The organism is Roseobacter sp. EG26 (genome assembly GCF_049830555.1).
In the GTDB taxonomy this organism is placed as follows: domain Bacteria; phylum Pseudomonadota; class Alphaproteobacteria; order Rhodobacterales; family Rhodobacteraceae; genus Roseobacter.
This window is the reverse complement of sequence record NZ_JBNBLH010000004.1, coordinates 392,695-407,234: the sequence shown is the minus strand read 5'-3', so window position 1 is coordinate 407,234 and position 14,540 is coordinate 392,695. Positions and strand designations below refer to the sequence as shown.

Below are 14,540 nucleotides of genomic sequence, written 5' to 3'. Positions count from 1 at the left end.
ATTATTAAAAAATAAATTACGGGTTCCAATGTCAGATTATGATCCGGACACCGCCCCCGATGGATTGCTATTGAGCAATACGGTCAAGACCGGCTACGTCCGGGGCGTTTATGGCAGTGACAAGTTCTCTGTGCGTGAAATCGAATACTCTGTGGTTGACGGATTGGCCGTTTTCGAAGGCTGTATCGTGCTGGGGACCACTGACGAAATGGCGGCGCTAAGCGAGCAAGTCACGCGCGATGGTGGTGTCGATCTTGTCAATGCAACCGAAGGTTTCGGCCTCACCGTGTTATCGCGGTACCTATGGCCCGAGGGCATCGTCCCTTATCAGATCGACGAAAATTTACCAGATGCCAACCGGGTGATTGATGCGATTGCCCACTGGGAAACCAAGACAAAAATCCGATTTGTGCCCTATGTCGATCAGGCCGATTTCGTCACCTTTCGACCCGGCTCGGGATGCTCTGCAAATGTCGGCTGCGTGGGCGGCGAGCAATTTGTCAATCTCGGCCCCGGTTGCACTTTGGGAAATACGATACACGAAATTGGCCATGCGTTAGGCCTTTGGCACGAGCAGAGCCGTTCTGACAGAGATCAGCATGTGGAGGTGCGATATGACAACATCCACAACAGCGCGCTGCACAATTTCAACCGGCATATCTATGACGGCGTGGATCGTGGACCCTATGATTACGGCTCGATTATGCACTACCCGCCAAATGCCTTCGCCAAGGACCCATTGAAACCCACACTCGTGGCACCTGATGGGGTGGAAATTGGCCAAAGGCTAAGCCTCAGCAGCGGCGATGTGGCCGCGATCGAGCAGGCCTATGCGGAGGAGTTCGAAAAGCGCGACAATGTCTGACCCCGCTTCCCTGATATTCAAGGATAATCGCCCGGCCGATGCGGTCGGCGTGCATGCGGTGGTTATTGGTGTCGGGCACTACGCACATCTTCCCGGCGGAAGCAGCCATCGCTTCGCCGATCACGAGGGCATGGTGCAACTCAGCTCGCCCCCGAGATCCGCAGAGCACATCGCCAAATGGTTGCTGGACACGTATCATGATGACCAATCGATGCCTTTGCGCAGCATGCATATGCTGGTGTCGAAAAAGGGAGCTGCGCAGAAGTTTCACCATAAGCACTGCCCCGAAAGCGAAATTGCGTCAGCCACATTAGGCAATATCAAGAAGGCTGCGAGAGACTGGTTCAGGCGTAGCGACGAAAACGCACAGAACCTGCTACTGTTCTACTTCTGTGGTCATGGAATCTCCGCAGGTATGCAGCACACTTTGTTGAGCACTGACTTTGGTGAAGATACGCTTGCGCCATTTGAAAATGCGGTAAACTTCACGGATTTTCATTTAGGGATGGGCCGCTGCAAGGCGCAATCACAGGTTTACTTTGTTGATGCCTGCCGGTCGATCTCGAAGAATCTGATTGAGCAAAGTGCGAGTTTTGGGGATTCCCTGATCCCGGGTGTCACGCCGATTGTTCAAAAAACGGCACCGGTCTTTCTGTCCGCTCAGCCCGGTGAAAAGGCCATGGGCCTTCCCAGAGAACCTTCTGCATTTGCGCAGGCCTTGCCATTGGCTTTCAAAGGCGGGGCCTGGGATAAGGTGGACGGAGAGTGGGTTGTGTGCACGTCTATGTTGCGGCGGGCGCTGGAACGACAGACGCGCCGTGTGATGCGCGCTTTCCCGAATTTCAACTTTGAAGTGGGCGGTTATGCCGATGCCACGATCACCATCAAGCGCCCCGAAGGCGAACCCGTTGTGCCGGTCGATTTGGGGGGGCGGCCCGATACGGATCACAACCTTCTCGAACTGGCTTATGAACCCGATGGGACCAACGCGCAGGTCATCAAGGAGGTCAATAACGACGAAGTCTGGCTGATTGATCTCACGGAGGGAGATTACGAGTTCTCCGCCAAGTTCCAGAATGCGGCCGGTCAGCAAAAGGTTGTGACGCTAAGAAAATTCGTGTCGCCGCAAAATGTGTCTGAAAGACTGCGTCTGTCATGACCGGGTCACTGAAGATGCACGTTGTTCAGTATTTGGATGGCCAGTCTGCCGAAAGCGAAGGCGGTGAGGTCATTGCGAACATCATTCCGTTGTCAAAGGTCAAACTGCCCGCCGGTGTGGAGGTCAGCGACATACTGATCCCGGTTGGGCCGTCCGGGAAGGTGCAGCCGCGCCTTGTTTCCAATTTGCCGGCGGGCAGATATCAGGTTCGGGTGCGGATGCCGTCTGGTACTGAAATGGATCAGGTAATCGCTATCGAGGAGGGCGAGGAGGCGGAAATTGCTTTTGAAGCGGAAAGCTCGCCATTCGAGACCCTTTCATGGCAGGCCTTCGCGGGGGGCATCGCGCAGCAGATAGAACGCAGGTTGAGGCGCGAACTTCAGGCGCGGCAAAACCCCCAGGAGCGTGCCCCGGTTCAATCCCATGAAGATCTTCAGCTGATCAAGGGCATTGGACCGGCTGTTGAATCTGCGCTCAACCGGATTGGCATTGAACAGGTCGGCCAGCTTGCCCGACTGGCATCGCCCGTACTGGGCCTGCTGTCGCAATCCTATCTCAAACGAATAGACACATCCGGGTGGCTGGAGCAGGCCGAAAACCTTTTAAAAGAGCGCGAGGAAGCCCCCGAAGCCGAGGATGATTTCAGCCCGCCGTTGCCCGCATTGCCCCAACCGCAGGCGCGCTATTTTTTCAGAACTGAAGGTGAGAACTCGCAGTCTGATTTCCTGAGTGTCCTCGCGCGTCGATTGTCGGAAAATGCGCAAATAAGAACAGATGTCTTTGTGAACGCGGATGCTCTGGCTGATGAAGCAGGCAACAGTGTCGCCCCTCCCGAAGATCTCAAGCTGCGTGTGCAGGAGGGGGGCGATGAAACACTGCGTGTGTGGGGGCTGATGAACACCCAAAGGCAGGAACCTCGGATTATCAGGCGCCGCGAGGGCATTGATCGCATGTACGTTGTAGCCGATGACGGGATGGTGCAGTGGCTATTTTGCGTTCCGACGCCCTGGCCTGGCTTGATGAACGGGCAGCCGGTTGGCATTGATGTCAACTTTGACCGCAGTATTCCCGAAGAGTCTGGTGTCAGTATCGTGCCCCGCCACGCCCGGTCGGCGTCGCTGCTGGGGTTCATGCGCGAGGGGGACGTTCGAGCAAGCCGGGCAATTCTCGATTCCGCCAGGTCGCTTCTGTTTGAAAAAGTAGCCAACCCTTTTGCGGCCGCGGCGGGCGGTTGCGTGTTGATCAATGAGTTAAGATGGGGCGGTGGTATCCGTGAGGAGCACCAACCAAAGGCGTCCAGCGTGCGGGGGGCGGGCATGGATGGACCGTGGGATCAATGGCTGGAAAATCTGGCGAACTGGTTCCCCTGGCTGCCCGACGCAAAAATATTGCTGGCATGGCACATTCTGCTGTCAACAACGCCAAAGCTCACAAAAAAACATCGCAAGATGGTGCGAGACCTTTTGTTGAATGCCGCCGAGGGCGGATTGCCCGTCTACACCGCCAGTTTCCGGTTGCTGGTCGATGGGTTGAAATTCCTAAAGGCGTCGGAGGAAGGCGGTCCGATCATCACCAAAAGGATATCCCATGCCCTGAACGCAGCCATGAGCGTTTCGATGCGCATTGACACTCGGCAGGTATTTCTCACCGTACGTCTGACCCCTCGCGACCGTATCGGGTTGCCCTTATGACGTGGTTTCGAAGACTTTCCGCCTTACTGTCAGTCGTACTGCTGCTGAGCGCAGGCCCGGCGCTGGCCGCTGATCCGGTGACGCTCGTGGGGCAGTCTCCGGGCGAAATCGTGCTTGCCGAGGATGCCGAAGAAAGACGACAGGTCGACATTCCGATGCTGCTTCAGGCGGAAGGTGCCAGCGTGGTTTTTGCGCAAACAGTTTTCGCGAAGCATGATGGCAAACCCGCCCAGCGGGACGCTTATGGCGCCTGTATCGTAGCCCCAATCGACAACACTGGCATCTGGAATCTGCGGCTCAGTACGGCTGCCGCGGAGTTTGCAGAGGGCAAGCATGACATCGCCGTGATGATCTGGACGGATGGTGACCCAAGACCGGCGCAGGCCGATTGTCTTGGTAATTTTCCCGGGGAGGCAGCGCATTCGACTGTAACGAATGACGATGGAACAACGCTTCCTGCCATCTCTGGCTGTGCGAGCAAATCCTGCAAAATCTACAATTTTTCTGTGACCGTTCCAAAGCCAGCGATACGCAAAGGGGAATTGCTGACGCTTCTTGGCGGTGCAAAGCGCCTGATGACGTTTGATGAGGAAGGCAAACCCGAAGCGGCTGTCTTCGAATTTGTTCCCGGTGAGAGTATCGAGGCCGGTAACATATGGCTCTTTGACGCGGCGCAGTCGGCCTCAGACGGGCGAGCAGAGCCAGATGGTTTTAAAGCGTGTATTTCGCTGCAGGATGTCGATGCGGGTGCTGTGCCAAAGATCATACTGAACCCCGAAAGAACCGCTTATCGTAGCGCGACCTATTCGGTTGGCCTCCATGCAGTGTTCAGCGCGCAGACCGGGCGTACCTGCGCCGATCCGGGCACTGCGCCGCCAAGACCAACCGCTTCAAAGTGTAAATCTGCCGCGGAAACTGGTACGGAACTGACCTGCCAAATTCTGGAGCTTCAGGTAGAACGAAAAGCGGCCATTTTGGATACGCCAAATGAGGTCGTAATCAACATAACCCGGGTGCCGATCTTGGAGATTATCCCGGCCAAAACCAGCGATAACAACATTAACTGGGTCGACTCAGAACCGATATCGGATCCTCTGCGGGTGCGGGAAACCGGTTTCCTGGGTGCGATGGATCTGTCGACAACGCGGCGCGCGGTCCGGTTAAAGGGTGCGGGAGGTGAAACGGATATAGCGTCAGTGACTTTCGGCGTCGCCAATAACCCTGGTGATGATCTTGGCATTCTTGGCCCGGGCCGCGGAATGGACCTTGTGCCTGTGAGTTTCGAGTTGCCAACCGGCTACGGAAGCTACAGCGGTACATTTACCATCGATACCGTCAACGCCACGGCGCCCGAGAGAGAGATCACCATCAAGGTCATACTGGGCGTCCCAATGTGGTCGCTGGTTATTTTGATCGTGGCTGGAATCATCATTGGATTTGTTTACCGGACATACTTTGAAAGCGGGCTTGAACGTGACCGCGAATTGATTCAGGCGCGCCATGCGCTGGACAAACTGATGCGCAAACAACGCGCTGCCCGCGATGCGGAGTTTGTCGCGACAGTGGATACTGCCATTGGTCAGTTGCGCGTTGCAATGCGGGATGTTGAAGCCACAGCCGACAGCGTGAAAAATGCCCATGTAAGCGCGCTCGCTACTTTGGCAGCCGCCGAAGAGGGCTTGAGCGAAGCCGTTCAATTGGCATCGGGTGAACTTGAAGCATGGCAGCTTGCCTTGCCGAGTTTTCCGTTTGAGCCGATTCAGATCACCCGGGCGTTCACGCCAGCACGCGAACATCTGCGCGAACTGCGCCAGTTCCTCAATGAAGAGGATGTCACGCAGGTTCGCGAACGTGCGTGGCTGCCCAGAACCCCTGAAATCATCAAAAAGGCGCTTGCCGAGACGCAAGCCTGGGTGAACCTGCATAGCTCCGAACTCCGCGATGTCATACGGCTCTGGGCCACGGTGCGCGCAGAAAGTGGTGATCTGGGCCGTTACGAAGATGAAATTGATCTGGTTGAAGACGCGTTGAGTAAACTGGCTACCGCAGACATAGACCCTGAGAAGCTTCATGAAGTGCAAGTGGCACTCAAGAACTTCTTGTCAGGATATGCGGTCGTGTTGCGGCACCGGTTGGTAAACGAATTGGACCCTTTTGTGATCGCGCTGGATGATGCCGCGCGATCAGCGATTGAGGCTGCGGCAAGTGCCAATCCACCTGAAGCTGCCCCCGAGATGCCGCATGTCGCGATGATGGCCAGCCTCAGTGCGTTGAAACAAGCAGCACAAAGCGCGGAATCCGATTGGCCGGTTATGTCTTATGTAACCCACGCCAAATCTCTGCATCGCTATGTTACCGAAGTTGCGCGAGGATTGGTTGTGCTGGGACAGCTTGGCGATGATAAAGAGCCGGTTGCGCCGGGTGTTGCCCTTGAGCGTGCCTATGGGTTCTGGCGCGCCGGGAATCTGGCCGTGATCCCGACTGTGCTGCCTCAATCTGACATGCAGATCGCCGGTGAGCTCACGTCAACCGGGTTCCGGATTGTGCCCCCGCGCGTGGTTTATGGCGGCGAAGCACAGATGTGGCGCGTCGAAGGCCTTTCGCAGGAAGTGTTGCCTGAAACCGTGACATGGGCCCTCGCTTCCGGACTCAAAGACCTTGCCGCGGGTAATTGCGTTTACCTGACGCTCGAAAAACCGGAAACCGTAATCGCAACAGTGGATGCCGCCGGAGCGACACAGAAGCTGGAGATGCGCGCGCTGCCGTTGAAATCCGAAATGCCTCCGGATGTATCTGCACTCAGTAAACGCATCACAAAAACCGTCTGGGCCCGTACCCTCGTAAATGGGATTCTGATCACGATTTTCGGGGCGGTGGCTCTGGAGCAAGTCACTGCCGGGTATCTGGCCTGCGTCGTCGCATTGGTCTATGGGCTCGCCGCTGATGTTTCTGCCAACAGGCTGACGGATATTCTGGCGCGGGCGCCCAGCAAATAATGCTGGAACCCGTCTCGCGTTCTGACTGGCCGCGCGACGGGTGTCACAGGTCATGAAGCTCGAGGATCGCGCTGGCGTGTCTGGTCCAGCGCTATCTGAAATTGAAAAATTGCGGTACAATCATCTGGCATAGCTGGGAGTGGTCCGATGGAAGCTGGCTCTATCTTGATATTGTTGGGCACCACGAAGGGGGCATTTTTGCTTTCGGGAGATGAAGATCGGTCCAATTGGTCGGTTACAGGTCCGTGTTGTGAGGGCTGGCCCATCAACCACGTTGTCGGGGACCCGGAAACCGGGATGATCTGGGCAGGTGGTGGCAGTGATTGGCATGGAGCCGGCGTCTGGTGCTCCAAGGATCAGGGAAAGACCTGGGATATTACCAAGCTGACCACCGGGTCGATGGATACATGGGCTGAGCAGGATCCTGATTTTGCGGAAATGATCAATTGGTCCAAGCCTTCGGTCGAATTTGACGATGAGTTCTCCCAGATCTGGTCGCTGGCCTACGCGCATGGCGTTTTATACGCGGGAACCAAACCCGCCGAATTGCTGGCCAGCCATGACCATGGCAAGTCGTGGTCCCGATTGGAGGGCCTGACAAATCACCCGTCGCGTGAAAGCTGGGAGCCCGGAGGTGCCGGCCTTGTGCTGCACACCATCGTTTCGGACCGGAGTGATTCAAATCGGCTGTGGATTGGTATATCGGCGGCCGGCGTTTTTGAGACCGAAGACGGTGGCAACACCTGGGCGCGGCGCAATCGCTTGTCCAACGAAGAAAGCTGCACCGGTCATTCGCATCCGGCCGCGCCCAAAGACGGAGAGACCGGACATTGCGTGCACAACATTGTGCATGCTCCCGGTGGCAACGACATCCTCTATCAACAGAACCATCACGGTGTATGGAAGTCGCGCAACGGTGGACGCAGCTGGGAAGACATCACCGAAGGATTGCCCTCTACCTTTGGCTTTCCAATCCGCGTACATCCGCGTGATCCAGACACGATCTGGACGCTTCCGCTGAATGGCGACAGCATTGGCCGATACCCGCCCGATGCGGCGGCCGCAGTTTGGCGGTCCCGAAATGGCGGAGAGAGCTGGCAGGCGCTGAGGCAGGGGCTGCCCCAGGAAAATTGCTTTTTCACTGTGTTGCGGCAAGCCATGGGAGGGGATGTGCGCGATCCGGCGGGCATCTATTTTGGCACCAATAGCGGGTCTGTCTTTCTGAGCGCCGACGAAGGTGATCATTGGGAAGAGGTCGCCCGGCACCTGCCGACGATCTTGTCGCTTGAGGTGATGGATTGCGTTTCGACGCGCTAGCGGGCAGAAAACAGCACTTATGAATATTCAACAAATGCGGAGCCTCGTGGCGGTTGTTGACAGCGGCTCATTCGCGGCGGCCGGTGATGCTGTGGGTCGATCACATTCTGCAATCAGCCTGCAAATCAAGGGCCTGGAAGATGAGTTGGGTGTTGTGCTGTTCGACCGGGTCGTCAGACCCCCAATGCCTACCGCGAAGGGGCGGGCGCTTGCGGATCATGCGCGTAAGGTGATTGCGTTATTTGATGCCTCCGAAGGCGTTGTTCATGATCAACTGGTGCATGGCAGGCTGACTGTCGGTGCGGTGCCCACAGTTTTGAGCAGTTTTCTTCCCAAGGCGCTGGCAGAGTTGAAAACTCTGCATCCCGATTTGTCCTTTGACGTGCGCAGCGGCAGCTCAAATGCATTGGCCGATCTGTTGGTTCAAGGCGACCTGGACATCGTAATCTGCACCATGCCGCCCCAGCCCATACCGGGGCTCGAATGGCACCTGATCGGGCATGAGCCCATGGTCGTTATTGCGCCAAAAGAAGTGCAGGGCGACGAGGAAACGCTGCTGGCCACACAGCCGTTCATCTGGTTCAATCGACAAACCTGGGCAGGCGCTGGCATCGAGGCTGAGCTCAAAGCGCGCGACATCCATGTGCAGGCAACAATGGAGATTGATTCACTGGATGCCATTGCGGCGATGGTACGAGAGGGATTGGGTGTTTCCATCGTTCCGTCCTGTCGAGGAAGCACCGGCGTCTGGCCCGGATTGCGTTCTGTTCCATTCGGGAAACCTCCCTACGCGCGCAGTGTTGGCGCGCTGCTGTCTGGCGGTGCTGCGTCCGATCCCTTGATAGGGACTTTTTTGGCGGCGCTATAGCGCAAGTTTTTCTCACGAAAAATGCAAGATAATATCGTTACCATTCTATTTTCTGATGAAGTATCTTGTCGATACCGCATTAGGGAAAGCACCGATGTTTGACAGACAGATGCAGATCTCGCCGTCTCTTTCGCTCAGTGCCGAGCAACTGGCACTGCAGGCGCGCGCGCAGGACCTCGCGGAGGCGGTCGTTCGCCCACAAGCTGCCAAAACCGACAAGAGCGAGGCTTACCCTACCGAGATTGTCCGTAATCTGACAGAGGCCGGTTTCATGGGGATGTCGGTCCCGGAAACCCTCGGCGGCCCCGGCTTGACATGTTTTGAAATCGCGCTGGTCGTTGAAGAGATCGCGCGATGTTGCGGTGTATCCGGTCGCATCGTCGTTGAAGGCAACATGGGCGCGATTGGTGCGGTAATGCAGTACGGGACGCAGAAGCAGCGCGAGATTGCGGCACAGCATGTTTTGTCCGGAGACAAGCCGGCGATCTGCATCACTGAACCTGACGCGGGAAGTGCGGCGACGGATATGGCGACAACAGCCGTACGTGATGGCAATTCCTGGGTGTTGAACGGTACGAAACACTGGATCACAGGCGGCGGTGTCTCGCGATTTCACCTGATTTTCGCGCGTGTTGTCGAAGATGGCGTCTTCAAGGGTATTGGCGGTTTCATCGCATTTCTGGGTGAAGATGGCCTTGAGATCGGACCGCGTGAACCGACAATGGGGTTGCGCGGTATTCCCGAAACCGTGGTCGCATTGCGCGATTTGCATTTGCCACTTGACCGGTTGCTGACACCGCCGGAAGGTATCGAGCGCGGTTTCGCGGGGTTGATGAATGCCTATAACGCGCAGCGCGTTGGGGCTGCGACCGTGGCCCTGGGGATTGCCCGCGGCGCGTTTGAGGCCGCCCGTGATTTTGCAAAAAAACGCCAGCAGTTTGGCCGCCCAATCGCTGAGTTTCAGGGGTTGCAATGGATGCTGGCAGATATGTCGATCCAAATTGATGCGGCACGCATGATGATCTGGCGTGCGGCGCTGAGCGCGCAAACCGATCCTTCGGGATTTCCCGATCCGATGTTGGCGGCGCAGGCGAAAGTTTTTGCCTCGGAAATGGCCGTGAAAGTCACGAATGATGCGTTGCAGATGCATGGGGCGAAAGGATATTCGCGAAATTCACCGGTTGAACGCATGGTGAGAGACGCCCGCATGTTCACGATTGGCGGCGGCACAGCTCAAATGCTGCGCAACCTCGTGGCTGGGCGGGTTCTCGATATGAAAACGCCCCAGACCCGCAATGGGTTTGGCCAGTAGTCGAAAAAACGCGGTTGAATCGGACATCGCAAAATAGAATCTGCGTGAGGTAGCGAGAAGGCAGTGCAATTTTCTTCCATATGGAATTAGGGTGCCCTCACCTGTGTTTTGAGGGGAGCATCATAGATGCAAACAAAGAGTTCTGCCGCGCCTGTGGCGTTTAAAGATATCCGGGGCGTTCCGGTTTCCTATCCGGATCGCGCGGCGATAGATGGATTGGAAAGCGCCATCTTGATGTCGTTGTCTTTTCGCGGAGATGCGATTGGAGAGATCGACAAAGTGCTGCAGGAACATCCGGATTTCATCATGGGATGGTTGTTCAAAGCGGGCTGGTTGACGCAGGCGATGGAAACTCGGGTGTATCAGATGATGCTCGACAGCCTGTCAGAAGCCGAGCGGTTGATCTCCAAAGGGAACGAACGCGAGCAGGGGCATTTCGAGGCCGTCAAAGCCTGGATAGAGGGTGACTTCTTCGGGGCAGTGCAGAAATGGGAGGCGGTCCTGACCCGGTACCCAATGGATTTGCTGGCGCTGGAACTGATCCACTACACGATGGTGTTGCTGGGCGATGTTCCGGGTCAGCGTGATGTGGTTGCGCGGGTTTTCAACCTGTGGGACGAGAGCATTCCCGGGTATGAGTTCGTGCTTGGATTCTATTCCTTTGGGCTTGAGGAAAACCGTGATTTTGCGCGTGCTGAGGAATTGGCCCGCCAGGCGCTTTCCATTCGACCGGACAACCCCTACGCGGTGCATACCGTGAGCCATGTGATGGAAATGCGCGGTCGGCAGGCCGGCGGTATCCGGTTTATGCGCGACTATGCCGCGACCTGGGGCACCTCGAATTTTGCCAACCATTTGTGGTGGCACACCGGCCTCTACCATCTTGACCTGGAACAATACGACGACGTTTACAAGATTTTCGATACGCATCTCGATTCCCGCAACAAGGATGGTCACAAATACGAAGAGCTGGACGCGGCGGCTTTGCTTTGGCGGATGAACCTGGTCGGGCAGAATGCAGGCGACAGGTGGAGCCATCTGGCCGACAAATGGGAGCCTGCCGCGCAAGATACGCTTTATGCTTTCAACGATGTGCATGCGATGCTCACCTTTGTCAGCGATGATCGGGAAGAGGCACAAAAGGCGCTCCTTTCTGCCAACGAGCGGTATCTGGAGAACGCCTCCGACGCCAATGTTGCGATGACCCGGGAAATTGGCTTGCCTTTTTGTCTGGCCATGCAGGATTTCAAAAAAGAAAACTACACTGCATGTGTCGAACGCCTTCTTCCGATCCGGTATATGACGCATCGGCTTGGAGGGAGCTACGCACAGCGCGATATTATTGGCTGGACGCTGCTTGAAGCAGCATTACGGGCGAAACAGTTTGACCTGGCACTTGCGCTCGCAAATGAGCGGACCGGTATCAAACCCACATCGGCTCAAAACTGGCGGGCGGTCGCGCGCGCTTTCAGGGGCTTGGGTGATCGTGGTCAGGCGGATCGCGCCACAGCCAAGGCCCAGGCATTGATTGCTGCGTAAAATCTTGCAAAACACCCTGCTTTCAGGCCTTCTGCACAGTTGTGAGCAGAGTGTTCTGATTGATTGGGGAGGCAAGGGTGACCTCGCGTTCTGGTAAGACGGTCTCAAATGCGCAGCGGGCTTTGCATGAGCTGCGCGCGATGATCTTTTCAGGTGAGCTTGCGGCTGGTTCAGACCATCTGGAATCAGAACTGGCTGCAAGGCTGGAGATGTCCCGAACCCCGATACGCGAGGCGGTATTGACCCTCGAAGGGCAGGGATTGCTGGAATTAAGACAGCGCAAAGGCGTGCGTATTTCACCGGTCTCACCCGATGACATGCGCGAAATCTATGACGTCTTGACCGAGCTCGAAAGCCTTGCGGCAGAACATGCTGCCGAGGCCGGCTACGACGATGGTGACCTGGCTCAACTGACCGCTGCGATAGATGATATGGACGCCGCAATCGATGCAGAGGATCGCGAAGCATGGGCGGCGGCTGATGATCGCTTTCATGCAGAGCTTGTGCGATTGGGCGGAAACCAGCGTGTGGCGTCTATTGTGGGCATGATGCAGGATCAGGTGCGTCGCGCGCGCGCGATCACGCTTTTCATGCGCCCGATGCCGGTGCAGTCAAACGAAGACCACCGATTGGTCTGTCAGTCCATCCGGAATGGCAATGCAGATGTCGCGCGGGCAACCCACCGGGCTCACCGTCAGCAGTCAAAGGAGATGCTGGTGGGATTATTGGAGCGCCACAGACTACGATCCCTCTGACAATCTTGTTTTTGAGCAATAAAACAATCTTTGGTGGAATCCGAACCTCTCGTTAAGGTGGAGCGGATTGGGGGCTCCTCAAACAATAAAGCCACGGCGATTTACGTCGAAAAAAGGCCTGGGGTTTTCTCAATCAGATGTGGCGACACAGCGGAGGAGGAATAAATGCTGGACACGACAACGAACGAACAGGTGACGCAGGTGCTGGATGCGTTTGGGGCGGCGCTTGAGGCAGGGGACATCGAGGCGGCCGTCGCGATGTTCCAGTCAGATTGCTATTGGCGCGATCTGGTGAGTTTCACCTGGAATATTCGGACCATGGAGGGGCAGGATCAGGTCAGGGATATGCTGCAATCTCAGCTGGATGCGACCAAGCCGACAGGATGGCGCATTGCAGAGGGTGAGGTTGCAACCGAAGACGGCGGCGTCACAACGGCCTGGATTTCCTTTGAGACAAATGTTGCGCGTGGCTTCGGATTGATCCGATTGCAGGGCGGATTGATCTGGACGCTGCTCACCACCATGACCGAATTGAAAGGCCATGAAGAACCCTTGGGTTATGAGCGCCCGTTGGGTGCCAAACATGGGGCGGGCAAAGGCCGGCTGACCTGGGCCGAGGAGCGTGCAAAAGAACAAGAAGAGCTTGGCTATAAAACACAGCCCTACACTGTGATCATCGGTGGTGGTCAGGGCGGAATTGCCCTTGGTGCGCGGTTGCGGCAACTTGGCGTGCCCACGATCATAGTTGAAAAGAACGAAAGAGCCGGGGACAGCTGGCGCAATCGCTACAAGTCGCTCTGCCTGCATGATCCGGTCTGGTACGACCATTTGCCCTACCTGCCCTTCCCGCCGAACTGGCCCGTTTTTGCGCCGAAAGACAAGATCGGTGACTGGCTGGAAATGTACACAAAGATCATGGAGCTGAACTACTGGACCCGCTCAACTGTCGAACACGCCGAATTTGACGAAAGCACCAAGGAATGGACCGTCACCGTTGATCGCGACGGCGAAAAGGTCGCGCTCAAACCCAAACAACTGGTCTTTGCCACGGGTATGTCCGGCAAGGCAAATGTGCCCAACTTCCCGGGCATGGATACGTTCAAAGGGGATCAACATCACTCCTCGAAACATCCGGGTCCCGATGCCTACAAAGGCAAAAAGGCCGTTGTCATCGGGTCCAACAACTCCGCACATGATATCTCGGCCGCGCTTTGGGAGGCCGGTGTGGATGTGACCATGGTTCAACGCTCTTCGACGCATATCGTCCGCTCCGATCCCCTGATGGAGATCGGTTTGGGTGATTTGTATTCCGAACGCGCTGTCGAGGCGGGCATGACAACGCAAAAGGCGGATCTGATCTTCGCCTCGCTGCCATACAAGATTTTGCACGAATTCCAGATCCCGGTTTACGAGAAAATCAAGGAGGTAGACGCCGATTTCTATGCAGGTCTTGAAAAGGCGGGATTCCAGCTTGACTGGGGTGCGGACGGGTCTGGCCTCTTCATGAAATATCTGCGCCGCGGGTCGGGCTATTACATTGATGTAGGTGCCAGCCAACTGGTCATCGACGGTGCCATCAAGCTGAAGGCGGGACAGGTCAGTGAAGTGGTTGAGGATGGTGTGCTTTTCGAAGACGGCTCGAAACTGGAAGCAGACTTGATTGTCTATGCGACGGGGTACGGCTCAATGAATGGATGGATCGCCGATCTCATCGATCAGGAGACAGCGGACAAAGTCGGGAAGGTCTGGGGTCTGGGTTCAGACACACCAAAAGACCCCGGTCCTTGGGAAGGCGAACAGCGCAATATTTGGAAACCCACGCAACAGGAGGCGCTCTGGTTGCACGGAGGCAACCTGCATCAGTCGCGTCATTATTCGCAGTTCCTGTCGCTTCAGCTCAAAGCTCGGATGGAGGGGATCGACACGCCCGTCTACAAGCTTCAGGAAAGCTATCACAACGGCAGATAAGCTCCAGGGGTGGGCGGCCGAGATTCGGTCGCCCCTCTCCATATATCAGGACAGGGCTGGCACGATCCGG

At 56.4% G+C, this 14,540-nt stretch carries 10 protein-coding genes; all 10 read left to right on the top strand.

The annotated features are described in order from the left end of the window. The first annotated feature begins 28 nt into the window (after nt 1-28). The 10 genes from ACOTTU_RS12175 to ACOTTU_RS12130 all read left to right on the top strand — a co-directional run bounded on the left by ACOTTU_RS12175 (nt 29) and on the right by ACOTTU_RS12130 (nt 14,470). A complete protein-coding gene (locus ACOTTU_RS12175; protein WP_425658298.1) occupies nt 29-865 on the top strand; it encodes a M12 family metallopeptidase in 837 nt (278 codons plus the stop codon). Then, nucleotides 858-2,024 (top strand): caspase family protein, encoded by a 1,167-nt coding sequence (locus ACOTTU_RS12170; RefSeq protein ID WP_425658296.1) that lies wholly within the window; start codon nt 858-860, stop codon nt 2,022-2,024. Before ACOTTU_RS12175 ends, ACOTTU_RS12170 begins: the two co-directional genes overlap by 8 nt. Then, nucleotides 2,021-3,715 (top strand): hypothetical protein, encoded by a 1,695-nt coding sequence (locus tag ACOTTU_RS12165; protein WP_425658294.1) that lies wholly within the window; start codon nt 2,021-2,023, stop codon nt 3,713-3,715. Before ACOTTU_RS12170 ends, ACOTTU_RS12165 begins: the two co-directional genes overlap by 4 nt. After that, nucleotides 3,712-6,711, top strand: a complete 3,000-nt coding sequence (locus ACOTTU_RS12160; protein ID WP_425658292.1) for a hypothetical protein — start codon at nt 3,712-3,714, stop codon at nt 6,709-6,711. Before ACOTTU_RS12165 ends, ACOTTU_RS12160 begins: the two co-directional genes overlap by 4 nt. 147 nt (nt 6,712-6,858) lie before the next feature. Then, nucleotides 6,859-8,028, top strand: a complete 1,170-nt coding sequence (locus ACOTTU_RS12155; RefSeq protein ID WP_425658290.1) for a WD40/YVTN/BNR-like repeat-containing protein — start codon at nt 6,859-6,861, stop codon at nt 8,026-8,028. 19 nt (nt 8,029-8,047) lie between these two features. After that, the gene (locus tag ACOTTU_RS12150) at nt 8,048-8,896 is read left to right on the top strand and encodes a LysR family transcriptional regulator (RefSeq protein ID WP_425658288.1); all 849 of its coding nucleotides are present in this window, start codon (nt 8,048-8,050) and stop codon (nt 8,894-8,896) included. A 55-nt stretch (nt 8,897-8,951) separates the two neighbouring features. Further along, nucleotides 8,952-10,208 (top strand): 3-sulfinopropanoyl-CoA desulfinase, encoded by a 1,257-nt coding sequence (gene acdA / locus ACOTTU_RS12145; protein WP_425658286.1) that lies wholly within the window; start codon nt 8,952-8,954, stop codon nt 10,206-10,208. A 126-nt stretch (nt 10,209-10,334) separates the two neighbouring features. Next, nucleotides 10,335-11,747: a tetratricopeptide repeat protein gene (locus ACOTTU_RS12140; RefSeq protein WP_425658284.1), complete on the top strand. Its 1,413-nt coding sequence runs from the start codon at nt 10,335-10,337 to the stop codon at nt 11,745-11,747. A gap of 77 nt (nt 11,748-11,824) precedes the next feature. Then, on the top strand, nt 11,825-12,502 hold the full coding sequence (locus tag ACOTTU_RS12135; RefSeq protein WP_425658282.1) for a GntR family transcriptional regulator: 678 nt from the start codon (nt 11,825-11,827) through the stop codon (nt 12,500-12,502). Nucleotides 12,503-12,667: 165 nt separating this feature from the next. Continuing rightward, nucleotides 12,668-14,470 carry an NAD(P)-binding domain-containing protein gene (locus tag ACOTTU_RS12130; RefSeq protein ID WP_425658281.1) on the top strand — a complete coding sequence of 601 codons (1,803 nt, stop codon included), beginning with the start codon at nt 12,668-12,670 and terminating at the stop codon, nt 14,468-14,470. The last annotated feature ends 70 nt before the right edge of the window (nt 14,471-14,540 follow it).

Excerpts from the sequence above, each read along its gene's own strand:
- ACOTTU_RS12175 (WP_425658298.1), top strand. The coding sequence starts at position 29 with ATGTCAGATTATGATCCGGACACCGCCCCCGATGGATTGCTATTGAGC.
- ACOTTU_RS12170 (WP_425658296.1), top strand. The coding sequence starts at position 858 with ATGTCTGACCCCGCTTCCCTGATATTCAAGGATAATCGCCCGGCCGAT.
- ACOTTU_RS12165 (WP_425658294.1), top strand. The coding sequence starts at position 2,021 with ATGACCGGGTCACTGAAGATGCACGTTGTTCAGTATTTGGATGGCCAG.
- ACOTTU_RS12160 (WP_425658292.1), top strand. The coding sequence starts at position 3,712 with ATGACGTGGTTTCGAAGACTTTCCGCCTTACTGTCAGTCGTACTGCTG.
- ACOTTU_RS12155 (WP_425658290.1), top strand. The coding sequence starts at position 6,859 with ATGGAAGCTGGCTCTATCTTGATATTGTTGGGCACCACGAAGGGGGCA.
- ACOTTU_RS12150 (WP_425658288.1), top strand. The coding sequence starts at position 8,048 with ATGAATATTCAACAAATGCGGAGCCTCGTGGCGGTTGTTGACAGCGGC.
- acdA (WP_425658286.1), top strand. The coding sequence starts at position 8,952 with ATGAAGTATCTTGTCGATACCGCATTAGGGAAAGCACCGATGTTTGAC.
- ACOTTU_RS12140 (WP_425658284.1), top strand. The coding sequence starts at position 10,335 with ATGCAAACAAAGAGTTCTGCCGCGCCTGTGGCGTTTAAAGATATCCGG.
- ACOTTU_RS12130 (WP_425658281.1), top strand. The coding sequence starts at position 12,668 with ATGCTGGACACGACAACGAACGAACAGGTGACGCAGGTGCTGGATGCG.